The sequence below is a fragment of the Rhizobium sp. O111 genome (assembly GCF_055616315.1).
Map to the genome: position 1 here is coordinate 1,246,572 of NZ_JBSHXL010000001.1, position 21,740 is coordinate 1,268,311.

The window sequence follows — 21,740 nt, forward strand, 5'->3', positions numbered from 1 at the left end:
ACCCGCGCAGGCAAGTGATTCCGCTCCTCCGTCATAAGCCCACATTGGGCCGGTCCATCACCTCGCGCAAGGCAAAGCTGGAATTGATCTTGACGACATGGGGCAGGGCCGAGAGCCAGTCGCGATGGATGCGCTCATAGTCCTCCAGATCGCGGGCCGCGACGCGCAGGATATAGTCGTATTCGCCCGACATCAGGTAGCAGACGAGCACATTGGGACAGCGCTTCACGGCGGTCTCGAATTCCGACAGCGTCTTGGCGAACTGGCCGGAAAGCGAGATGTGCACGATGGCGATCATCTTGTAGTCGAGCGCCTTGGGTGAGACACGCGCGTGATAGCCGAGGATGACGCCGCTGCGGTCGAGAATGTCGAGCCGCCGCGAACAGGCCGACGCGGATAGCCCCACCTTGGCGGCAAGATCGGCGTTGGTGATCCGCGCGTTCGATTGCAGCGCTTTCAAAATGGCATGATCGATGGCGTCGAGATCCGACATTCGAAGAACTTTCGATTATTGCGTCCAAAACGCATCTTTCTTCGAAAATTGCCATACATGCAAATCCTCTTTGCAAGGACATTTCGTGCGCGGGGTGATTGGATTTCACTCGTGAACGCTTCGCTCGACGAGGCTGAAAAAAACAAACGAGGAGGAGCGCCCCGATGCGCGTCGGTTGTCCGAAGGAAATCAAGAATCACGAATATCGCGTCGGCCTGACGCCTGCAGCCGTTCGCGAGTATATCGCGCATGGCCACGAGGTCTGGATCGAGACGAAGGCGGGTTCCGGCATTGGTGCCGATGACGCGGCCTATGCCGCCGCGGGCGCGAAGATCGCGTCCTCTGCCAAGGACATCTTCGAAAAGTGCGACATGATCGTGAAGGTCAAGGAGCCTCAGCCGTCCGAATGGGCGCAGCTGCGCGACGGCCAGATCCTCTACACCTATCTGCATCTTGCGCCGGATCCCGAGCAGACCAAGGGCCTGCTGTCATCGGGCGTCACCGGCGTAGCCTACGAGACGGTGACCGATGACCGTGGCGGCCTGCCGCTCCTGGCGCCCATGTCCGAAGTTGCCGGTCGTCTTTCGATCCAAGCCGGTGCGACGGCGCTGCAGAAGGCCAATGGCGGTCTCGGCATTTTGTTGGGCGGCGTGCCCGGCGTTCTGCCGGCCAAGGTAACCATCATCGGCGGCGGCGTGGTCGGCCTGCATGCGGCGCGCATGGCCGCCGGCCTCGGTGCCGATGTCACCATTCTCGACAAGTCGCTGCCGCGCCTGCGCCAGCTCGACGATCTCTTCTCCGGCCGCATCCACACGCGCTATTCCAGCATCCAGGCGCTCGAAGACGAGGTCTTCTCCGCCGATCTCGTCATCGGCGCGGTGCTGATCCCCGGTGCCGCCGCGCCGAAGCTCGTCACCCGCGAAATGCTCTCGGGCATGAAGAAGGGCTCGGTCATCGTCGATGTCGCCATCGACCAGGGCGGTTGCTTCGAAACATCGCACGCGACGACCCATTCGGACCCGACCTACGAGGTCGATGGCGTCGTGCACTATTGCGTCGCCAACATGCCGGGCGCGGTTCCGGTCACTTCGGCGCATGCGCTGAACAACGCCACGCTGGTCCATGGCCTGGCGCTCGCCGATCGCGGCCTGCGCGCCATCGCCGAAGACAGACATCTCAGAAACGGTCTCAACGTCCACAAGGGACGGGTCACCAATAAAGCCGTTGCCGAGGCGCTGGGCTATGAGCCTTACGCTGCGGAAGCCGTGCTCAACGTGGCGTAAAGTCCATCGCGCTACGTCAACTGAAGCCGGTTGCACTCTCCGCAACCGGCTTTTTTCCGTGATCTAACCGTCGATCCGGCATTGATAGCAATTGTTGCGCGCTGAGCGAACATGCACATAGGCGACCTCGGGCTTGCGCAGAAGCTCCGCCGCATAGGCAGGAATATCGGCGACCTCGGTCACCGCGCCGGTGCCGTAGACGATGCGGTTGTTGGGGCCGTAGCCGCGCAGGATGAAGTTGGGGCTTGTCGTCAGGACAGGTGGCAGCACTTCCTCGGCGGCATAGCGTTCGCAGCGCTTTTGATGCAGGAACACCGGTCCCGTCTCCGCATAAGGCTGCATCTCCGGGAAGGGGCGGTAGGCGAAGACGTAAAGCGCGTCGCCCGCATCTAAGTTCTTCAGGCAATGGCGGCAGGGGTGTCCCGGGCCATCGGAAATCATTGTCTCCGGCAAGTGACCATAGGCATCGTTCCCGCCGTTCCAGATCGTCTCTGCGTCGGCAGTGGGCATCGCGGTGAAAGATAGGGCAGTCATGGCACGTCTCCTTTTCGAGCTTGCCTTGAATGCGCTTCAACCCGCGTGGAAACCACCCGATCCTTGCGCCTCTATACAGTCGTCAGAAGAAACAGCCGAAACGCGCCGGCTAGCTTCTCTTCGCCAGCTCGAGCAACTCCTTGTCGCTGAGTGGCCGCACGATCGCGGTGCCCGTCGAAACCGGAGAAAAGCCGAACATCTGATAGAGCTGCAACGCCCGGGGATGGTCGAGATTGTTGGTCGTGGTGGTCACGCGCAAAGGGTTCTGCGTCCAGATCGCATAGAGCGCCTGCAGCAGGAACCACTTGCCGATCCCGAGACCCAGCGCATGCTCCATCAGCCCGAAATGGCTGAGCTCGATCGTATCCTCGTCAACCGTCAAATACTCGTAGAATCCGGCAGGCGCGCCGTTCACATAGAGCACACAGATCGTGTTGCGCTTGTCGTAGAGCGTGGTGGCCAGTTCCTCGTCGCTCATCCTCAGGCGATCCACCCACTGCCACCGCGCGCCGACCTGGCGATAGAGATAGCGGTAGAACGGCAGCGGAATTTCCGGCGCGCGCATGATGGCGGTCTGGATATTGACCGGCACCGGCAGGCTCGTCTTCGGCGCCGCCGTCATCTCGAGGCGGGTCACATGGGCCTTCAGCGAAGAGGGAGCTTTTGCCATGGTCAAGCTTTGATCGCTTCTGCGGGGCCGGTAACGATGGGCGTGTCCTCACGGCTGCCCCACTCGCTCCAGGAGCCATCATAAAGCGCGTTGTCGTCATGCCCCACGCTTTCCAGCGCCAGCATGATCACGGCGGCGGTCACGCCCGAGCCGCAGCTCGTCACGACGGGCTTGGAGAGATCGATGCCGGCATCTGCAATCATCGTCTTCAGCGTTGCCACATCCTTGAAGCGGCCGTTGGCCGAGAGCGAGGTCGCCGGCAGGCTGCGGGCGCCGGGCATATGGCCAGAACGCATGCCGGCGCGCGGCTCGGCTTCCTCGCCGGTAAAGCGGCCGGCGCCGCGAGCATCGGCGATCTGCGCCGAACCGTCATCGACGATCTCGCGCATGGTCTCGAAGGGTATAACCTTGTCGGCACGGAACTTCGGCGTGAACACTGCCGGCGCCGGGGCGGTCGTCCCGGTCTCCAGAGCGCGTCCCTCGGCCTTCCAGCCATCGAGGCCGCCATCCAGAACGTAGACGTCTTTAGCGCCCATGGTCCGCAGCATCCACCAGACGCGCGGCGCCGAGAAGAAGCCCATGCCGTCATAGACGACGATCGTGTCCGTCTCTGAAATGCCGAGCTTGCCGACTTCGGCAGCGAAGAACTCCTGCGAGGGGAGCGAATGCGGCAGGCCGGTCGAGTGATCGGCAATCACGTCCTGATCGAAGAAGACGGCGCCGGGAAGGTGGCCCGCCACATACTCGTCCTTGGCGGCGCGCTTGTGCGCCGGCAGATACCAGGAGGCGTCCACCACCTTGAAACCTGACGTCCCCAGCTGCTTTTCGACCCAATCGGCCGAAACGACGAAGCGGCTCGTGGTCTCGCTCATGCTGCTCTCTCCAATCAATGCTTATGCGTCGTCGCCAGGAGCGCCGAAACGGATACGGAAGCGGCGGTTTTCCTTGCCCTTCTTCTCGATCTTGGCGATATGAATCTGTCCGACTTCTCGTGTTGTCGCAACATGTGTGCCGCCGCAGGGCTGGCTGTCAATCGCCGAGTTTTCGCCGATGCAGACGAGGCTGACGCGACCGAGCCCCATCGGCGGGCGCACGTTCTTCGATTTGACGATCCCTGGATTGGCCGCCAGTTCCTCATCGGTGATCCACTGCAGGTAAACGGGATGGTCCTGGTCGACCAGCGCCATCAGCTTGGCCGTCACCTCGTCCTTGTCGATCGTGTCGGTCATGTCGAAATCGACACGGCTCTCTTCTTCGCCGACGGCCGCTCCGGTGATCGGGTACGAGCAGACGACGGAAAGCAGGTGGCAGGCGGTGTGCATGCGCATCAGCTTGTGGCGGCGCTCCCAATCGACATGCAACACCACTTTCTCGCCGACCTCAGGGCTTGCCTGCCCTTCGAGCGGAACATGGATGATGATGTCCTTGGCGGCGCCATGCTTGGTCTGCGCAAGCGTGATCTTGCTGCCATCGGCGCGCTCGAGAAAGCCGGTATCGCCCGGCTGGCCGCCCGAGGTTGCGTAAAGGCAGGTCTGATCGAGCTCGATGCCCCCGTCTTCGTGAATGGCGGTGACGACGGCCTCGCAGGTCGAGAGATAGAAGTCGTCACGATAGAGGGCATTAACGGGCATTGGGCCTCACGCTGCGGGTTCGTATGGGATCTTGATATCGACAGGCGAGGTCAGCCATGCCGGCAGCGGCAGCGACTTCGATGTCAGGAAATCGGGATTGAAAAGCTTCGACTGGTAGCGGTTGCCGTAGTCGCACAGAATGGTCACGACCGTGTGGCCGGGGCCGAGGTCCTTGGCGAGGCGCACCGCGCCCGCGATGTTGATCGCCGACGAGCCGCCGAGGCAAAGCCCCTCATGCTCGACGAGGTCGAAGACATAGGGCAGGGCTTCCGCATCCGAGATGTTATAGGCGAAGTCAGGCGTGAAGCCTTCGAGATTGGCGGTAATGCGGCCCTGGCCGATACCCTCGGTGATCGAGGAGCCCGCGGACTTCAGTTCGCCGTTCTTGTAGAATTCATAGAGCGCTGCGCCATCCGGGTCGGCGATGCCGATCTTGATGTCCTTGTTGAAGCTCTTGAGGCCCATCGCGGTGCCGGCAAGCGTGCCGCCCGATCCGACCGAGCAAATGAAGCCGTCGACCTTGCCCGAAGTATCCGCCCAGATTTCCTTCGCCGTCGTCTCGATATGTGCCTGCCGGTTGGCGACGTTGTCGAACTGGTTGGCCCAGATGGCGCCATTCGGCTCCGTCTTTGCGAGCTGCTCGGCAAGCCGTCCGGAAACCTTCACGTAATTGTTGGGGTTCTTGTAGGGCACGGCCGGCACTTCGACGAGCTCAGCGCCAAGCAGCTTCAGCGCGTCCTTCTTTTCCTGGCTCTGCGTTTCGGGAATGACGATCACGGTGCGATAGCCGAGCGCCTTGGCGACCAGCGTCAGGCCGATGCCGGTGTTGCCGGCGGTCCCTTCCACGATCACGCCGCCCGGCCGCAGCAGGCCCTTCTTCTCCGCGTCGCGAATGATGTAGAGCGCCGCGCGATCCTTGACCGACTGTCCCGGGTTGAGGAATTCCGCCTTGCCGAGAATGGTGCAACCGGTCGCCTCCGACGCTCCCTTGAGCTTGATCAGGGGAGTGTTGCCAATGGCTTCTAGGACGGAAGGATGAACGGTCATGGAATCTGCCTCTTTGAAACACTTAGTTTAGGAACGGTCTTTTCCCTTCACAAGGCTGGGTTGGCAAGAAATCCTATTCCTCGCCCTCAACCAACACGGTAAAATTAGACTTCCCGTCCCAGATTGGTTCGCGACGTGCTGATCCGGGTCGCTTTGTGATCCGGAGATTGACATTCATCGTATGGACGATGACAAAGCAATCACTGAAAGCGGAAACGACCGAAACCATCATGGTTCACGAGCATATCGACACGGTCGATGCATTGATGGCGTATTATGTTGCGGGTTCCCTTCCGGAGCCGGCGCGCGTTCTTGTCGAATCGCATCTGCAAATGAAGCCGGATCGTCGGCCTTTGGTACGCGACCTGGAATTTCTGGCCGGCCAGGCTTTGGAGCAGACATCCGAAGCAAGTCTTGAAGACCGCGATGCCAAACTGGCGCGGATCTTCGCATCCACCGCGCCGGTTGAACCCAAGCCATTGATCGCGGCCGACAAACCGAGCGTCTTTCCACGCGCGCTGCGCCGCCTCGTCGGCTTCGATGTCGATACGGTGCCGTGGAAGACCAAGCTCCCCGGCTTCAAGGAATATTCGGTCGATATCGACGGCTGCGAAGTCAGCGTCATGTGGATCAAGCCCGGTCGCGCCATGCCCGCTCATACCCACAAGGGCATGGAGCTCACGCTCATCCTCGACGGCGCCTTTAACGACAATCGCGGCCGCTTCGGCCCCGGCGATATCTCCGTTGCCGACGAGACGATCGACCACCGCCCGGTGGCCGAAAAAGATCGTCCCTGCATTGCATTTTCCGTTCTCGATGCCCCCATCAAACTGACCGGGTCCTTCCGCCAGCTGATTGGCGACCTGATCGGCTGAAAGCAGCCACAATAGCGTGATAGAGCCATTATCCCGGGAGGTTTAGAGGAACTTCCGGGCCCGTTTCGACGTTCTTCGATACAACCTGAGGAGTCGCGCCATGAACGATTTTGTAGCCCGCCCCGAACATGGAATTGCCTGGATCTCAGGCGCAAGCTCCGGCATCGGCCGGGCATTGGCGCTGAAATTGGCAAGCGAAGGCTACAAGGTCGCCGTGACCGCTCGCGACCACGAAAAGCTCGCCGAACTGCAATCGGAAGCCAACGGTCTTGCGGGCAGCATCATCGTGCTGGATGGCGACGTTACCAATCCTGAAGACATGGAGCATGTGCTCGCATCGATCGAATACGAGCACGGCGCGCTGGCGCTCGCTGTCTTCAATGCGGGGGTCTATTTGCCTGTTCACGCCGAGGAACTGCGCCGCGAGGATTTCGAGCAGAGCTTCGCCGTCAATCTACAGGGCGTGGTCAATTGCCTCGTGCCGGCGGTGCGTCACATGAAGCACAAGGGGCAGGGGCAGATCGCCATCGTCTCCTCGGTGACAGGCTACGGCGGCCTGCCCACGGGTGCGGCCTATGGCGCCACCAAGGCTGCCCTGATCAACATGGCCGAGAGCCTGAAATTCGATCTCGACAAGATGGGCATCCGCATCCAGCTCATCAATCCGGGCTTCGTCGACACGCCTGCCACCCGCAAGAACGAATTTCCGATGCCGTCGCTGATCCCGGTCGACGAGGCGGCGGCCGAGATCTACGCGGGCCTGAAGTCGAAGAATTTCGAGGTCACCTTCCCGAAGCGCTTCACCTACATGCTGAAGGCTCTCAATCTCATGCCCTACAGCCTGTATTTCTGGCTGGTGAACCGCGCCACCGGCTGGCAGGAGCGCCCGCGCGCCGATGGTCGCCGGCCGGTGACGCCAAGCCCTGCGGAATAGCTCACGCGTCGTCGCGCCTACAACCAATCAGGATGGTGATGAGGGGATAGACGAGGCGGATGGCGACCGGGACAGGAGGTCGACTGTCTGGTCCCGCCACCCGCTCTCGTCAGCTCCGCGAAAAAACGACCTGGCGGACGTCTATGTTTCGGGCGCGGAAACCTGCTTCACAATAAAATAAATAGAACTCCCAGAGCCGCTTGAAGCGCTCATCGAAGCCCAGTGGGCGAACTCGTTCCCAAACGGACCAAAAACGCTCTCGCCATTCGGCCAGAGTACGTGCGTAGTCTAACCCAAAACCAAAGTCCCGCACCAGTGACAAATTCACTTTTCGCCCAAGTTCCGCCAAATGCTCGCGGGTCGGTAGCATGCCGCCGGGAAAAACGTACTTCTGGATGAAGTCTGGATTGCTCCGGTACTGTTCGAAGGACTCCGGCCGAATCGTTATGATCTGCAGACCCGCTTTGCCGCCGGGCTTCAGGCATTGCTCAAGCTTGGAGAAATAGGCCGGCCAGTATTTCTCGCCGACAGCCTCGAACATCTCGATCGAAACGATCTTGTCGTAGACGCCTGTCTCGTCGCGATAGTCCTGAAAGCGGAAGTCGACCTTGTCGCTGAGACCCGCCTTGCGGATGCGCTCCTCGGCGAAGGCCAGCTGCTCGCGGCTGATCGTAAGCCCCGTGACCCGACAATTCAGTTCGCTCGCGGCGAACTCGGCAAACCCGCCCCATCCGCAGCCGATCTCCAGCACATGGTCTCCCGGCTTGATGCCGGTTGCCTCGGCCAGAGCCCGATACTTGGCGTTCTGCGCCGACTGCAGATCGTTGGCGCCGGTGGAATAGAGCGCCGACGAGTAGGTCATCGTCGGATCGAGCCACTGTTTGTAGAAGTCGTTGCCGAGATCGTAATGCGCCGAGATGTTTCGCTTCGAGCCCTTTCGGGTGTTCGTATTCATCCAGTGGCGGATGCGCTCGACGAGACGGGGCAGGCCACGCTTGCCGTTGGCGTAGTCCTGGATCGCTTCGTCGTTGACGATGAACAACTCCAGGAACGCCGCGATATCGGGGCTGTCCCAATCGCCATCCATATAGCTCTCGGCCACGCCGATCGTGCCGTTGGAAAGCGCCCGGTAGCAGATGTTCCAGTTCTTCAGGTGGATCTCGGCGTGCTGGCCGGGCGTGCTGCCGGTCACCCGCACCACGCGGCCATCGGGAAACGCGATCGTCAGCGAGCCATGCTGCATGCGAAGCAATGCCCTCAGCGCCAGCTTGGCGCGCAGCGGCAGTCCCTTCGAAACCTGTCCGATATTCTGCTGCGTCAGCTGGATCGCGTTGCTTTGAGAATCGGTCAAGTCGCTAGCATCACTCATGGTTTTCTCCTCCGGCAAGATTTGGCCGGTTCAGGACGACGATGCGCTGAAAATCTCCGCCCCCCGGCGATTGCTTTGAACGCTATCGTAAAAATTGGAAAAGCCAAACAATTTTCCAATCCTGTGTTGCGGGCAATCGACGCATATATCGAAGCACGCTTTAGTTATTCCGCTGCCTCCGCCGTCTCGCGCGGCGCGACCACGCTGACAGGGGCGGGTGGTGCAGGTTTTGCGATGTATTTCGCGCCCTTCAGCCACAATTTCAGCGCCTCCCAATGAATGCCGCCGACGATCTTGATCGGCAGAAACGGAACGGCTGCCGTCAGCCACGCCAGGTTTCTCGTCGTGAGGCTCAGCTGCCGTCCAGAGAAGGTCGCCGCCAGAAGCGGGCCACCAGCATCGGTTTCGAGAATACGCCAGCGGATCTCCTTGCCCGGCGGCAGCATGCGGAAATTGTAGCGCATGCCCATCTCGATGAAGGGCGAGACGTGAAAGATCTTGTCGCAGCTCTGCCGAACGCCGGTGTCGCTGACCTCGCCTGAGCCGATAGGGCAGACGTATGTGTGCCGTTCGCCGAACGTGTTGCGCACTTCGTAGATCATCGCGATCAGTTCATCACGGGCATCATAGGCATGATAGACGGAGAGCGGATTGAAGACGTAGCCGAGGATGCGGGGATAGCAGACCAGGACGATGCGCTGGGCACGCAAGCCCGCCTGCGCCAGCAGCTCGTCGGCATGCGCCCTGGCGCCTATCCGCCCGCCATGGTCGCTCTCATGAAACGACACGGCGTTGCGCTTGTTGACCGAAAACAGCGCGGACAACCGATCCGCCTCGTCCAGCCGGTCGAGATCGATCGCCATCGAGAACACGCGGTAGCGAAAGCGGTGGCCGAAGGGCTTCATGCGCTGGTGCATGACGTCGCCGATATAGAGCGCTGCCGCGGCCTCGGGCGGCGGCCCGTTGTCGCGCATGCTCACGCCTCGTCCTTCGCGCTTCTGCGTCATGCGACGGCGTCCAGCTCCTGTTCGATACTATCAGTCTTGAGCTTGCTCCACGGCAGCGCCGCGCCGAGCGCCTTGGCGGCCGCGAGGCCCGAACTCAGACCATCCTCGTGGAACCCGTAGCCCGTCCAGGCGCCGGCAAAGTAGCAGCCGTTGCGTCCCTGTATATCCATGAGCGCGCGCTGCGCCTGAACGCTGTCGGCAGAGAATTGCGGATGCTCGTAGCTGAACTCCGCGAAGACCTTGCGCGGATCCGGCTCGCGATCGGGGTTCAGCGTCACGAACAACGGGAAGCGATCGTCGATCGCCTGCAGCTTGTTCATCCAGTAGGTGACGGCGACGTCGGCGTTGCCATCGGCCGAGCTGGAGCGCAGATAGTTCCACGACGCCCAGACCTTCCGGCGCTGCGGCATCAGCATCGGATCGCGGTGAAGCACCACCCTGTTCGGCTGATAGGGAACGGCCGCCAGCAGCCGTTTCTCCTGCTCGGTCGCATCGACGAGCATGCGTCGCGTCTGATCGCTATGCGCGGCAAGGATCACCTTGTCGAAGTGGCGCTGCTCGCCGCGGTCGTCGACGATGGTGATGCCAGTCTCGGCCCTGATGACGGCGCGCACGCCGAGCCCGAGCTTCAACCGGTCACCCAGAGGCTCAAGCAGTTTATCCAGATAGTTTCGGCTGCCACCGGTCACCGTGCGCCACTGGTGCTGCCTTGAATAGATCAGGCGGTGGTTGTCGAAGAAGTTGACGAAGTGCTCGGCCGGAAACTGCATCATCTTCGCCGCCGGCGTCGACCAGATCGCAGCTGCCATCGGCACCAGATAATTATTGGTGAACCCCGGCGAGAAGCCGCGCCAGTCGAGATAGTCGCCGATGGAGCGCGCGGCGAGGTGGCCGGCGGCGCGGTCGATGAGGCAGGTCTTGTTGAAGCGCAGGATCTCGCGGATCATCAAGAGGAAGGACGGGCGTACCAGATTGCGCTTCTGCGCGAAGATCGAAGACAGCCCGCTGCCGCTCCACTCCAGCTTGCCGTGGTCGAGCGAGAGCGAAAAGCTCATGTCGCTGGCATGGGTGGCGACGCCGAGCCGCGCAAACAGCGCGGTCAGGTTCGGATAGTTCGGCTCGTTGTAGACGATGAAGCCGGTATCGACGGGAATGCGAGTTCCATCGTAATCGACGTCCACGGTGGCGGTATGGCCGCCGGCGCGCGCTTCCTTCTCATAGAGCGTCACGTCATGCAGCGGATTGAGCGCCCATGCCGCTGATGCCCCGGAGACGCCGGAGCCGATGACCGCGATCTTCAAGCGACTGTGCGGGTGGTGAAAATGGGCGTTCATGCTGCGTCCTTTACGGCGTTGTAGGCTTTCAACGCCCGGTCGCGGGCGGTCGCGTGGTCGACGATCGGCTTCGGATAGGTTTCGCCAAGCTTGATATCCGCCTTGTCGAGCACGCTTTGAGGTGCCGCGAATGGCTTGTGGATGTATTTGGTATCGAGCGCCGCAAGCTCGGGAACGAACTCGCGGACATAAGCGCCATCGCGATCGAACTTCTCGCCCTGCAGCACCGGATTGAAGATGCGGAAGAAGGGGGCGGCATCAGCACCGCAGCCCGCGACCCATTGCCAGCTCGCCGCATTGCTTGCCGGGTCGGCATCAACGAGCGTGTCGCGGAACCAGGCTTCGCCGCGCCGCCAGTCGATCATCAGGTCCTTGATCAGGAACGAGGCGACGATCATCCGCACCCGATTGTGCATGAAGCCGTGCTTCCAGAGCTGACGCATGCCGGCGTCGACGATCGGATAGCCGGTCATCCCCTTGGTCCAGGCGCGAAAATGGGCGGTGCTGTTGCTCCATTCGAACCCGTCGAAGCGGTCGTTCCAGTTGGCGTAGGGCAGCTTCGGGAAGTGAAACAGCAAATGGTAGGAGAATTCGCGCCAAGCGATCTCTTTGCGGAAATGAACCAGATCGTCCGCCGGCACGTCCAGCCCACGCGTCTCCTCCCAAATCCGGGCAGGCGATATCACGCCCAGCGCCAGATAGGGCGACATCATCGAGGTCGATTGCTTGGCCGGAAAGTCGCGGTCTGCCTTGTAGCCTTCGAGGCTCTGGTCGAGGAAATCCGCAAGCCGCTCGCGCGCCGCCTCTTCTCCGGCAGTCCAGACTTCGGCGAAATCCTTGGCCCAGTCCGGCTTGGTCGGCAGAAGCTTCCAGGACTTCAGTGTCTCGCCTGCAGCGAGCTCCGGCGCGAATTTGACCTTCTTCGGCGCATCGACAGGGTGAGGCGGCTCGCCGGCACCCTCAAGCGCCCGCCAGAACGGCGTATAGACGCGGTAGGGCGTCCCACCACCTGTCTTCAGCCGCGACGGCTCATGCAGCAATTGGCCGGCGAAGCTCTGCGCATCCAGCCCCTGCTGCTCAAGCTCCCGCTTGATGCGCGTATCGATGGCGATGCCGGGCGGATCGTAGCGGCGGTTCCACATGACAGTGTCCGCGCCGGTCTTCTTGATCAGGTCGAGGAGCACATCGAGCGCATCGCCGCTCACAAGATTGAGCGAGCCGCCAAGCGCTTCGATCGATGCCATGAGCGACATCAGCGAGTGATGCAGCCACCACTCTTGCGCGCCGCCCAGAGGCCCGGTGCCGGAAGAGGAGGGCTCGCGAATATAGAGGGGAATGATCGGGCGTCCGGTGCGGCAGGCAGCATGCAGCGCATGATTGTCGTCGAGGCGAAGATCCTTGCGAAACCAGAGGATAAGCGGCTTTGCTGCATCGTCGGACAATGAATGTGATCCCCTTGTTTCTGTGTTGCTTCTGTTACGAAGCTACGGGGAGTGTGGATCAAAAGTTTCAGCCTGTATAAAGATTTAACACGGCACATCGGTAAATTATCCGACAGCATCGGAGGTTGCGCGCGTCGCGGGTCGCCTGGCGGGTTGATTGTCGCCCTCAGGCGAGATCGGCATGCCGATTTTTCCCCTCGTTCGCGCATGCAGGGATGCTCATTCCTTTAATCTACTAAAAAGATAGAGAATACTGCTCTCATCAGATGGCGGCCCGAAAAACGCAGCCGCACAGGAGAGACGACGATGAGTATCATCCGGCATTTCGATCGCCTTTGCACTATCCGCGACCAGCTGGAAGCGAGGCTCGAGCTGCATGAGGCGCGATATTGTTTCGGCAGCGAGGATGTCGAGGACGGCACGGGTGCCGATCTGCGCGAGCGCATCATGCAGATGACCGACGAGATCTCGGCGCTCATGCACAGCCCGCGCTATGCCGACTTCTAGGAGGGAGCGATGACCGCGACACTGATCATTCCCGGCCTCTACGGCTCCGGCGAGGGCCACTGGCAGCGATACTGGCTCCGAGATCATCCTGACAGCGTTCTGGTGGAACAGGACGATTGGGACGATCCCTTGGTCGATCGCTGGGCCGACCGGCTCGAAGAGGTGCTGCTCGAGCACGGCGAGGCCTATATCGTCGCCCATAGCCTCGGCTGCCTGCTGACGGCGAAGTTCGCCGACCGGCCATCGGCGCGCCGCATCAAGGGCGCGCTGCTCGTCGCCCCCTGCGACCTGCGCCCCACCGAACGACGCCACCCGGATGCCGCCATCCGCTTCGGGCCGATGCCGACACGGGCGCTGCCGTTTCCTAGCATCACCGTCGGCAGCCTCAACGACCATTACATGGAGCTCGACCGCCTGACGCTCTACGCGCGTCTGTGGAAGACCGAGCTCAAGAACATCGGGCTGGCGGGCCACATCAACATCGCCAGCGGCTTCGGCCGCTGGACCGGTGGCTATGCGCTCTTCGACAATCTCAGAGAGAAGGCGAAGGCGCCGAGGCGATACGTGGCCGACCACACGTCGCACACCTCGCTTGGCTGATCGCCATTGCCGTTCGATGTAAACGTACGTGCCGGTATCACCCGAACGGTGAAGCGCGACAGTTGTCGTAATGCTGTAATGTGGTCCCCATCGATAGCATGTGACGGATGGGAGGCCGGATATGTGGTATGAAGTTGCCTTGGCCATGACACTCGTGGCGTTTACGCTCAGCAGTTGCCAGACGGTGGTCACAAATACGCCGACGCAGATGTCGACGGCGAAAATGAACTGCGATCCCGCCACCAACCGCTGCCAGACCCCCGAATTCGGCATCAAGCAGAAAGCCCGCAAGGGCCAGAGGGTGTCATGGACGATGCAGCCGGCCGAGGGCTGGCGTCTGACGGGCAATCCGAAGACCACTTTCGCCGGCAAGGGCGTCTACGATGTGACGGTTACCGCATGGGACGCCAACTCGCTGACCTGCCAGTGGCACGCGGAGGGTGATTCCAAGCTCTTCGCCAGCGACGGCTGGGTCGCCGGATATTGCTACGCCGACGCCGAACTGATCCCGCCGCCGGCACCGGTTAAAGTCCGTTCGACGAAGAAAAAGAGATAACGTCTCTGGTCGGATGACCGCCGCGGCGGGCGCTGTCGGCGGTCACGATCACGTGTTTTAGCAGAGCCGAACGGAAAGCGGCCCCGCCGCCATTGACAAGCACGCCGGTCCGGGCGGAAACGGTTGCAGCAACAACCCTCAGAGGCGCGCTGTCGGCAGCGCTCCGGACAGTTTTCTCATGGATGCATCAGCAGTTCACCAGGATAGCGTTCTGCGCCATCCCGGCTATCTCAATTTCGCGGCTTCCCGCGTCTTCTCTTCTCTCTCCTTTCAATGCGTCGCCATCGCGATGGGCTGGATGATCTACGATCAGACCCATAGCGCCTTCGCGCTGGCCATGGTCGGGCTCTGCCAGTTCCTGCCAATGGTGGTGCTGACCTTCGTGGTCGGTCACGTCGCCGATCGTTTCGACCGAAGGCGCATCGGCCTGATCTGCCAGCTGATCCTCGCCACGGTGTCGGCAGCACTTGCCGTCGCCACCTGGCAGAACTGGCTGACGCCGGCGGGCATCCTGACGGCGGTGACGATCATGGGCGCAACTGTGGCCTTCGAGCGCCCGACGATGGCAGCACTTCTCCCCAGCATCATGCCGCCCTCGCTGCTGCAGCGCGCGGTGGCAACCTCGACCTCGATGATGCAGACGGCGCTGATCGTCGGCCCGTCGCTGGGTGGCCTGCTTTACGGCGTCGATGCCGTCGCCCCCTTCGCCGTGGCCGCCGTCCTGTTTGCCGTTGCAAGCATCAACGTCATCTCGATCCGCATGGAATGGACGCCGAGCAAGCGCGAACCGGTCACGCTGACCTCCGTCTTTGCCGGCGTTTCCTTCATCAAGAGCAAGCCGGTGATGCTCGGCACCATCTCGCTCGACCTCTTCGCCGTTCTGCTGGGCGGCGCCACGGCACTGCTGCCGATGTTCGCCAGCGATATCCTGCATGCCGGCCCCTGGGGCCTCGGCATGCTGCGCGCCGCACCTGCTGTCGGTGCGCTCTCCATGTCGATCGTTCTGGCAAGACGCTCGCTGACGAGCAGGGTCGGCGCGAAGATGTTGACCGCTGTGGCTGTGTTCGGCGTCGCGACGATCGTCTTTGCCGTATCGACCAACATCGCGCTGTCGATCGCCGCGCTGCTGGTGGTGGGGGCTGCCGATACGGTCAGCGTCGTGGTGCGCAGCTCGCTGGTTCAGCTCCTGACCCCGGATTCGATGCGTGGACGTGTGAACGCCGTCAACTCGCTTTTCATCGGCACCTCAAACCAGCTGGGCGAATTTGAATCGGGCATGCTCGCCGGCATGATGGGTCCCGTCGCTGCCGGCGTCATCGGCGGCGTTGGGACAATCGTCGTGGTGCTCCTGTGGACGCGGTTGTTCCCGGATCTTCGCAAGGTTGACACGCTGCAAGGGTAGGGTGCCGCGCCGCGTCACGGCCCCTCGCTCGGCGCGCCATAAGAAATTTACATGGCGTTTGCCGGTCGCGTGTTAGCTTAGATTCAAAGACAGTTTCGAGGAGGTCCATATGAAGCGAATTTCAACCGTCCTGGCCGCGATCACGCTGATCGGCCTTGCTGCGCTCACGACAGGATGCGCGGGCTACCCGACCTCCGCGGGCTCGGCATCCGGCTATGTGCCTGGCGATTCCATGAACCGCGCCTGCTCCGATGGCTTCAGGCCGAACGAAGGACGCTCCTGCGGCTATTGATCTCGCCGCTTCGTCTTTATCCCCGTGGCTAGATCGCCCACGGGGATGAAACAATCGCACCGCCGCCGAGAGAAGCTCGGGGCGAAACCTACCGCTTTGATTTCGGAAAAGAAAAAGGCCTGCATTTTTCAATGCAGGCCTTTTAGAAACTGGCTCCCCGGGCCGGATTCGAACCGGCGACCTGTCGATTAACAGTCGAATGCTCTACCGCTGAGCTACCAGGGATCACCGCTCGCCGCGGTGTGAGTGGGCTAATACAAATGCTTGCTCGATTTGCCAAGCGGTTTTTTCAAAAAAATGACATCTCCTTGCAATCATTCAGGTTATCCCCACATGCTGTGGATGACTGAGAGACCGAAAAACACCGCCAAACGCTTTGGCATCGATCACACTACCGGCCATATCGTGATGGGGCCGACCCGCATTCCGCTGCCGAAGTCGCGCATAGCAAGGCTTTTGATCGGCGGACTGCTGATTTTTGGCGGATGTCTCGGCTTTCTTCCGATTCTCGGCTTCTGGATGATTCCGCTCGGCGTGCTGGTGCTGTCACACGACCTGCATGTCGCGCGGCGAATGAGACGACGATTTTCGGTTTGGTGGCACAGGAGGCGGAATTCCGCCTCCTGATATCAATCGCTCAGGCGAAGAGGCCGGCGATCCAGTAGAAGGCGGCCGCGATCAATGCGGCGGCCGGCAGCGTCACCACCCAGGCGACGACGATATTGCCCGCAAGGCCCCAGCGCACGGCAGACACCCGCCGCGCCGCGCCGACGCCGATGATCGCGCCGGTGATGGTGTGTGTGGTCGAGACGGGGATACCAAGCCATGTGGCGCCGAACAGCGTCAGCGCGCCACCCGTCTCCGCGCAAAAGCCCTGCATCGGGTTCAGCCGCGTGATCTTCGATCCCATCGTATGCACGATGCGCCAGCCGCCGAACAGCGTGCCGAGCGCCATTGCCGACTGGCATGAAAGCACCACCCACAGCGGCACGTGGAAGCTGCCGCCGAGATAGCCCTGCGAATAGAGCAGGATGGCGATGATGCCCATGGTCTTCTGCGCATCGTTGCCGCCGTGTCCGAGCGAATAGAGCGACGCCGAGACGAACTGCATGATGCGGAAGGTGCGGTCGACCGCGAACGGAGTCTGACGCACGAAGAGCCACGAAACGATGAGCACGAGAAACAGCGCCAGCAGGAAGCCGATCATCGGCGACATGACGATCGCGCCTGCGGTCTTCAAGAGACCGCTCCAGACGATCGAGCTGAAACCGACCTTGGCGAGTCCAGCGCCGACCAGCCCGCCGACAAGTGCGTGCGACGAACTCGACGGGATACCGAACACCCAGGTGACGATATTCCAGATGATCGCGCCCATCAGCGCCGCGAAGATCACCATCGGCGAGACGATGGCCGGATCGATGATCCCGGTCCCCAGCGTCTCGGCGACATGCAGCCCGAAGAACAGGAAAGCGATGAAATTGAAGAAGGCCGCCCAGGCGACGGCGAACTGTGGCCGGAGCACGCGCGTCGAGACGATCGTCGCGATCGAATTCGCGGCATCATGCAGGCCGTTCAGAAAGTCGAAGAACAGCGCGACCGCGATCAGCCCGGCAAGCAGCGGGAAGGCAAGGGTGGCGTCCATCAGACGTTCTCGATCACGATGCCACTGATCTCGTTGGCGACGTCCTCGAAGCGGTCGACGACCTTTTCGAGCTCGCCGTAGATCTCGCTGCCGATGATGTAGGCCATCGGGTTGGTGGCGCCGTGCCGGTGGAAGAGGTCCTTCAGTCCCTGATCGTGCAATTCGTCCGACCGTCCCTCGATCCGCGTTATCGCTTCGGCGATGGCCGTCAGGCGAGGGGCGTTGGCGTTGATTCGATCGAGCAGCGGGATGGCCTCGGCGATCATATGGGCGGCCTCAACGATCGTCTTGCCCATCTCCTGCATCACGGGATCGAAGCTCTTCTGCTCGAACAGGCGGATCGTCTTGACCGTCTTGTGCATCATGTCGATCGCGTCATCCATCGACTGGATGAGGTCCTTGATGTCGACGCGGTCGAACGGCGTGATGAAGCTGCGGCGAACGGCGAGCAGAACATCGCGGGTGATATCGTCGGCCTCGTTCTCAAGCGTGACGATGCGGGCGCAGTGCTTCTCGGTGTCGTTTCCGGAAAGCAGTTCGTTCAGCGCTTCGGCCGCACCCACGACTGTTTTCGCGTGCTGCGCGAAGAGATCGAAGAACCGGTCTTCGCGTGGCATGAGTTTCCGAAACCAGCTCAGCATAGTATCCATCCATGAAAGGGTGTTGTCATAAAAGTGTCATAAAGCAGCGGCCGGACCAAAGAAAGTGCCGGAGGGGCATTCGGGCGTGCAGGGTTAACCCACACCAAATCGCCGCATTCACTGGCGAATGCTGAGCAAAACCAAGTGATTGGAACGAGTTGCCGAAATGCGCGTTATCTCGTCATGGGACAAGGATGAAGCATCTCTGTGGATTGTGAGGTCTGAAATGAAGAAACTGGCCATTATCGCCGTGGCGCTGATGACGTCTCTGGGAGGCATGTCGCCGGCCGCCGCCTTTGAGGTCAAGGGGCAGCACTACGACGCGCCTCCGGATGTGAGGCGCCCCAACTGGGATCGATGCGGCCCCTACCGCAACTGTTACGGCAACCGGGATCGCTACCGCTACGGCAACCGTGGTCGCGACTACTACGGCCGTTATGATGACCGCTACTATCGTCATCATGACAACACCGGCGCCATCATCGGTGGCTTGGCAGCAGGGGCGATCATAGGTGGCATAATCGCGTCGCAGCCGCGCGTCCGCTCGGGCGGTTCACATGTGGATTATTGCTACAGCCGCTACCGCTCGTACCGCGCATCCGACAACACCTACCAGCCCAACTACGGCCCCCGCCGTCAGTGCGTAGGTCCGTGATAAGCCAAGGCTGGCATTTCAATGACGACAAACCTGATCGCCACGATGGCGGTCAGGTTTGTCATTTTAGACCGCGTTGAATTTGGCGGCGCAAATCCTGTAGGTTTTTGAATAACCCCCTTGCGCTTAATTTCTATTCATTCTAAATGCCGCCCACGCTTTCAAGCGTAAGTGTTGTGAGGCCTCGTGGCGGAGTGGTGACGCAGAGGACTGCAAATCCTTGTACCCCGGTTCAATTCCGGGCGAGGCCTCCAATTTTCTCACCGGCAAATGATGTAAATATTACGATCCCTGGCACGCGAGAAATCTCGTCATCGAGGGACGTCGAGCTGTGCTTGAATGTAATGATCGAGTCGGTCGCGGCACGACTTGGCTGTTCAGCCAGCAGCAGTCCGCTTAATTCCCGCCCCGCAACGATACGAGCGGCGAAACGCCGTTGGTCGCAACGCCAGGCACACTCGCATGCACAAGCGGTATCATCACGACGATCGCAAATAGGCCTCCAATAAAGAGACCACCCAAAAGAGCTGATTTCGACATGACACCCCGCTGGCCATCGTTCTTATTGGTTAAAGTCATCGCTAATAAAGCTGACGACCACCTGAACGTGTTGGTTGCGGGAGACGATGTTCGAACCTCAGCCTGTCTCTTTTCCGAGCAAGCCGCAGCACATGATCGCGATCAGTGCGGCGACGATGAAAAAGTCGAACAGCGAGAAATATTCAGCTATGACTGACATGATCTTCTCCTCCTTATTCCTCCGGTTGCAATATTATCACAATCTCATGAACGTCTCCATGGATTTTTCCGAAGGCTTAGGGGGAGTGGCCACGATGTCCGAATTCTTGCTGCAGTCGCTCAGGAAGCCTTGAAAGCCGGTTGCCCTGCGATTAAGACACGGATGAGCAATAAGCGCTTTTCATTGGGCGAGAGGACACTATGAATTTCGAGACGGCACGCGCCAACATGGTCGACAACCAGATCCGCACCACGGATGTCACCTCTCACTCCGTTCAGGCCGCTTTCCTTGCCGTGCCGCGTGAGGCTTTCGTTCCGGAAAAGTCCAAGGCGATCTCCTATATCGACACCGACGTCGAAATCTGTCCGGCGGCCGCGGGCAAGCCGGCGCGTTTTCTGATGCAGCCGTCGCCGCTCGCCAAGCTGCTGCAGCTTGCAGCCGTGACCAAGGATGATGTCGTTCTCGATGTCGGCTGCGGCACGGGTTATGTCTCCGCGCTCTTCTCCAAGCTCGCCGGTTCGGTCGTCGCTCTCGAAGAAGACGAAGCGCTTGCCGCTGAGGCAACGGCAAACCTCGCCGATTACGCCAACGTTTTCGTCGTCACGGGATCGCTGGAAGCCGGCAGCGCCAAGGGCGCGCCCTACGACCTGATCTTCGTCAACGGCGCGGTGGAAGAAGTTCCGGCTTCGCTCTTCTCGCAGCTGCGTGAAGGCGGTCGCCTTGTCACCATCAAGGGATATGGCGGCTCGGCGCGTGCGACGGTGTTCGTCAGCGAGCGCGGCGCGGTCTCCGAAAACGTCTTCTTCAACGCTTCCGTCAAGCCGCTGCCGGCCTTCGCCAAAGCACGCGAATTCGTGTTCTGAGCGACGCGCGACGTGGGTTTTCGATGATGCGGGCGCCACTGGCGCCCGTTTCTGTTTGAGGTCAGCACTGTGCAAGGCGGTTGACCTTCCAGAAAACTGTGCAAAGCGGCAGTCATTTGATTCGCGATGATTTTTTTCCCCGATCGGCTATCCTACAGTCTGGGTGATTCGGATGCCGACACCTCGCAATCCGGTCGTTGTTTGAGAATAACGGGGATAGATATGGCTCAGCCAAGCGTAGCGCGTGAACCGTCCATGGAAGAAATCCTGGCGTCGATCCGCCAGATCATCGAAAGCAATGAGCCGGGCGCGGGCAGGGCACTCTCCTCATCGCTGCCGCCTGTTTACGGTGATGATGAAGACGATCACGGCTCCGATATTCATCTGACTGTTGATCAGGCCTATGCCGGCGTGGAATTCCCCGATCCCGCACCGCAGCAGACCGATCCGCGCTTCGTCGCTGCCAACTCCGCAGGCTCCGCACCCGCGCAGGAAGCGCCGCGCGCCGCCATGTCGCTCGCCGATGTCGCCGCCCGCGTTCGCGCGGCCTCCGAGCGCAACACGCTTCAGCCGCAGCGCGAACCGCCTCTCGAGTTCCGCCAGCAGCCGGCGCCTGTCGCACCGGCTCCCGTCATGGAAGCGCAGCCGCAGCAGGCAGTCGAGGAGCACCCGGTGATGCAGCAGGCTGCTCCGGCGGCTCAGCGCGCACCCGAGCCCGTGCTGGTCGAAGAACCGGCCGCAATGGCGTTCGAAATGCCTCCTCAGCAGCCGGTCGCAGAAACCGAAACCGTTCAGCTCGCGGCAGCGCCGGTTCAGGAGCAGGTCGCCATCGCTCCGCCAATGGCTGCTTCGCCCATGTCTGCCGCGCCGATCGCAGCACAGCCGCTCTACGCCGAGCCGGTTTCCGCGCCGCTGTCGGATCGACTTCTGCCGAGCCTGATGGACGAAACCCAGCAGTCGCTGCTGTCGCAGGATGCCGGCCTGCAGATCGCCCGCTCCTTCGAGGAACTGGCCGCCGCCATCGATGGCGCCGAGCGCCGCTCGCTGGACGAGATCGCCGAGGACATGCTGCGCCCGATGCTGCGCGACTGGCTCGACGACAACCTGCCGACCCTGGTCGAGCGCCTCGTGCGCGAAGAGATCGAGCGTGTGGCGCGCGGCCCGCGCCGCTGATCGGATCCGTCGCTTTTTACAAAGAGCCGCTCCGGTCCTCGGGGCGGCTTT

General features: G+C 61.3%; 24 protein-coding genes and 2 tRNA genes. 13 read left to right on the forward strand and 13 right to left on the reverse strand.

Annotated elements, in window-relative coordinates:
• Positions 1-31 precede the first annotated feature (31 nt).
• Positions 32-493 carry an Lrp/AsnC family transcriptional regulator gene (locus tag ACVTFQ_RS06410; RefSeq protein WP_111561352.1) on the reverse strand — a complete coding sequence of 154 codons (462 nt, stop codon included), beginning with the start codon at positions 491-493 and terminating at the stop codon, positions 32-34.
• 164 nt (positions 494-657) lie between these two features.
• Between ACVTFQ_RS06410 and ald the strand changes: the two genes are divergently transcribed.
• A complete protein-coding gene (gene ald / locus ACVTFQ_RS06415; protein ID WP_111561353.1) occupies positions 658-1,776 on the forward strand; it encodes an alanine dehydrogenase in 1,119 nt (372 codons plus the stop codon).
• Between the two features lie 63 nt (positions 1,777-1,839).
• Here ald and ACVTFQ_RS06420 read toward each other — a convergent pair whose 3' ends face one another.
• From ACVTFQ_RS06420 to ACVTFQ_RS06440, 5 genes are all read right to left on the reverse strand, one after another.
• Complete coding sequence (locus ACVTFQ_RS06420; protein ID WP_111561354.1) at positions 1,840-2,310, reverse strand: DUF1203 domain-containing protein; 471 nt, start codon at positions 2,308-2,310, stop codon at positions 1,840-1,842.
• A gap of 109 nt (positions 2,311-2,419) precedes the next feature.
• Positions 2,420-2,980, reverse strand: coding sequence for a GNAT family N-acetyltransferase (locus tag ACVTFQ_RS06425; protein WP_111561355.1), 561 nt, complete (start codon positions 2,978-2,980; stop codon positions 2,420-2,422).
• A gap of 2 nt (positions 2,981-2,982) precedes the next feature.
• A complete protein-coding gene (gene sseA / locus ACVTFQ_RS06430) occupies positions 2,983-3,852 on the reverse strand; it encodes a 3-mercaptopyruvate sulfurtransferase (RefSeq protein WP_111561356.1) in 870 nt (289 codons plus the stop codon).
• Between the two features lie 21 nt (positions 3,853-3,873).
• Positions 3,874-4,611, reverse strand: a complete 738-nt coding sequence (locus tag ACVTFQ_RS06435) for an alanyl-tRNA editing protein (protein WP_111561357.1) — start codon at positions 4,609-4,611, stop codon at positions 3,874-3,876.
• A 6-nt stretch (positions 4,612-4,617) separates the two neighbouring features.
• Positions 4,618-5,658 (reverse strand): cysteine synthase A, encoded by a 1,041-nt coding sequence (locus ACVTFQ_RS06440; protein WP_111561358.1) that lies wholly within the window; start codon positions 5,656-5,658, stop codon positions 4,618-4,620.
• A 188-nt stretch (positions 5,659-5,846) separates the two neighbouring features.
• Here ACVTFQ_RS06440 and ACVTFQ_RS06445 point away from each other — a divergent pair, with 188 nt between their 5' ends.
• Both ACVTFQ_RS06445 and ACVTFQ_RS06450 read left to right on the forward strand, forming a co-directional pair.
• Positions 5,847-6,533: a ChrR family anti-sigma-E factor gene (locus ACVTFQ_RS06445; RefSeq protein WP_313760998.1), complete on the forward strand. Its 687-nt coding sequence runs from the start codon at positions 5,847-5,849 to the stop codon at positions 6,531-6,533.
• A gap of 100 nt (positions 6,534-6,633) precedes the next feature.
• The gene (locus tag ACVTFQ_RS06450) at positions 6,634-7,467 is read left to right on the forward strand and encodes an SDR family NAD(P)-dependent oxidoreductase (protein WP_111561359.1); all 834 of its coding nucleotides are present in this window, start codon (positions 6,634-6,636) and stop codon (positions 7,465-7,467) included.
• 109 nt (positions 7,468-7,576) lie between these two features.
• On the opposite strand, the gene ACVTFQ_RS06455 is transcribed toward ACVTFQ_RS06450, so the two are convergent.
• From ACVTFQ_RS06455 to ACVTFQ_RS06470, 4 genes are all read right to left on the reverse strand, one after another.
• Positions 7,577-8,836, reverse strand: coding sequence for an SAM-dependent methyltransferase (locus ACVTFQ_RS06455; RefSeq protein WP_111561360.1), 1,260 nt, complete (start codon positions 8,834-8,836; stop codon positions 7,577-7,579).
• Positions 8,837-9,000: 164 nt separating this feature from the next.
• The gene (locus tag ACVTFQ_RS06460; protein ID WP_111561361.1) at positions 9,001-9,843 is read right to left on the reverse strand and encodes a DUF1365 domain-containing protein; all 843 of its coding nucleotides are present in this window, start codon (positions 9,841-9,843) and stop codon (positions 9,001-9,003) included.
• On the reverse strand, positions 9,840-11,177 hold the full coding sequence (locus ACVTFQ_RS06465; RefSeq protein WP_111561362.1) for an NAD(P)/FAD-dependent oxidoreductase: 1,338 nt from the start codon (positions 11,175-11,177) through the stop codon (positions 9,840-9,842). The genes ACVTFQ_RS06460 and ACVTFQ_RS06465 overlap by 4 nt, the downstream gene beginning before the upstream one ends.
• Positions 11,174-12,619, reverse strand: coding sequence for a cryptochrome/photolyase family protein (locus ACVTFQ_RS06470; RefSeq protein ID WP_111561363.1), 1,446 nt, complete (start codon positions 12,617-12,619; stop codon positions 11,174-11,176). Before ACVTFQ_RS06470 ends, ACVTFQ_RS06465 begins: the two co-directional genes overlap by 4 nt.
• A gap of 306 nt (positions 12,620-12,925) precedes the next feature.
• On the opposite strand from ACVTFQ_RS06470, the gene ACVTFQ_RS06475 reads away from it, so the two are divergent.
• The 5 genes from ACVTFQ_RS06475 (at position 12,926) to ACVTFQ_RS06495 (ending at position 15,976) form a co-directional block, all read left to right on the forward strand.
• Entirely contained in the window at positions 12,926-13,126 is a 201-nt protein-coding gene (locus ACVTFQ_RS06475) for a hypothetical protein (RefSeq protein ID WP_047510130.1), read from the forward strand.
• Positions 13,127-13,135: 9 nt separating this feature from the next.
• Positions 13,136-13,726 (forward strand): alpha/beta hydrolase, encoded by a 591-nt coding sequence (locus tag ACVTFQ_RS06480; RefSeq protein ID WP_111561364.1) that lies wholly within the window; start codon positions 13,136-13,138, stop codon positions 13,724-13,726.
• A gap of 121 nt (positions 13,727-13,847) precedes the next feature.
• Positions 13,848-14,282 carry a hypothetical protein gene (locus ACVTFQ_RS06485; RefSeq protein WP_018900107.1) on the forward strand — a complete coding sequence of 145 codons (435 nt, stop codon included), beginning with the start codon at positions 13,848-13,850 and terminating at the stop codon, positions 14,280-14,282.
• 178 nt (positions 14,283-14,460) lie between these two features.
• On the forward strand, positions 14,461-15,684 hold the full coding sequence (locus tag ACVTFQ_RS06490) for an MFS transporter (RefSeq protein ID WP_111561365.1): 1,224 nt from the start codon (positions 14,461-14,463) through the stop codon (positions 15,682-15,684).
• A 109-nt stretch (positions 15,685-15,793) separates the two neighbouring features.
• On the forward strand, positions 15,794-15,976 hold the full coding sequence (locus ACVTFQ_RS06495) for a hypothetical protein (protein ID WP_111561366.1): 183 nt from the start codon (positions 15,794-15,796) through the stop codon (positions 15,974-15,976).
• 150 nt (positions 15,977-16,126) lie between these two features.
• Here the strand turns inward: ACVTFQ_RS06495 and ACVTFQ_RS06500 are convergent.
• Positions 16,127-16,201, reverse strand: a tRNA-Asn gene (locus tag ACVTFQ_RS06500).
• Between the two features lie 108 nt (positions 16,202-16,309).
• Here ACVTFQ_RS06500 and ACVTFQ_RS06505 point away from each other — a divergent pair.
• Entirely contained in the window at positions 16,310-16,603 is a 294-nt protein-coding gene (locus ACVTFQ_RS06505) for a hypothetical protein (protein WP_112436891.1), read from the forward strand.
• Positions 16,604-16,613: 10 nt separating this feature from the next.
• Here the strand turns inward: ACVTFQ_RS06505 and ACVTFQ_RS06510 are convergent, their stop codons facing one another.
• Both ACVTFQ_RS06510 and ACVTFQ_RS06515 read right to left on the reverse strand, forming a co-directional pair.
• The gene (locus tag ACVTFQ_RS06510; RefSeq protein ID WP_111561368.1) at positions 16,614-17,618 is read right to left on the reverse strand and encodes an inorganic phosphate transporter; all 1,005 of its coding nucleotides are present in this window, start codon (positions 17,616-17,618) and stop codon (positions 16,614-16,616) included.
• A complete protein-coding gene (locus tag ACVTFQ_RS06515) occupies positions 17,618-18,259 on the reverse strand; it encodes a DUF47 family protein (RefSeq protein ID WP_111561369.1) in 642 nt (213 codons plus the stop codon). Before ACVTFQ_RS06515 ends, ACVTFQ_RS06510 begins: the two co-directional genes overlap by 1 nt.
• Before the next feature lie 226 nt (positions 18,260-18,485).
• On the opposite strand from ACVTFQ_RS06515, the gene ACVTFQ_RS06520 reads away from it, so the two are divergent.
• From ACVTFQ_RS06520 to ACVTFQ_RS06535, 4 genes are all read left to right on the forward strand, one after another.
• The gene (locus ACVTFQ_RS06520) at positions 18,486-18,914 is read left to right on the forward strand and encodes a BA14K family protein (RefSeq protein WP_111561370.1); all 429 of its coding nucleotides are present in this window, start codon (positions 18,486-18,488) and stop codon (positions 18,912-18,914) included.
• 180 nt (positions 18,915-19,094) lie between these two features.
• A tRNA-Cys gene (locus ACVTFQ_RS06525) sits at positions 19,095-19,168 on the forward strand.
• A gap of 685 nt (positions 19,169-19,853) precedes the next feature.
• Positions 19,854-20,516 carry a protein-L-isoaspartate O-methyltransferase family protein gene (locus tag ACVTFQ_RS06530; RefSeq protein WP_112950040.1) on the forward strand — a complete coding sequence of 221 codons (663 nt, stop codon included), beginning with the start codon at positions 19,854-19,856 and terminating at the stop codon, positions 20,514-20,516.
• 222 nt (positions 20,517-20,738) lie between these two features.
• Positions 20,739-21,689: a DUF2497 domain-containing protein gene (locus tag ACVTFQ_RS06535; protein ID WP_111561373.1), complete on the forward strand. Its 951-nt coding sequence runs from the start codon at positions 20,739-20,741 to the stop codon at positions 21,687-21,689.
• The last annotated feature ends 51 nt before the right edge of the window (positions 21,690-21,740 follow it).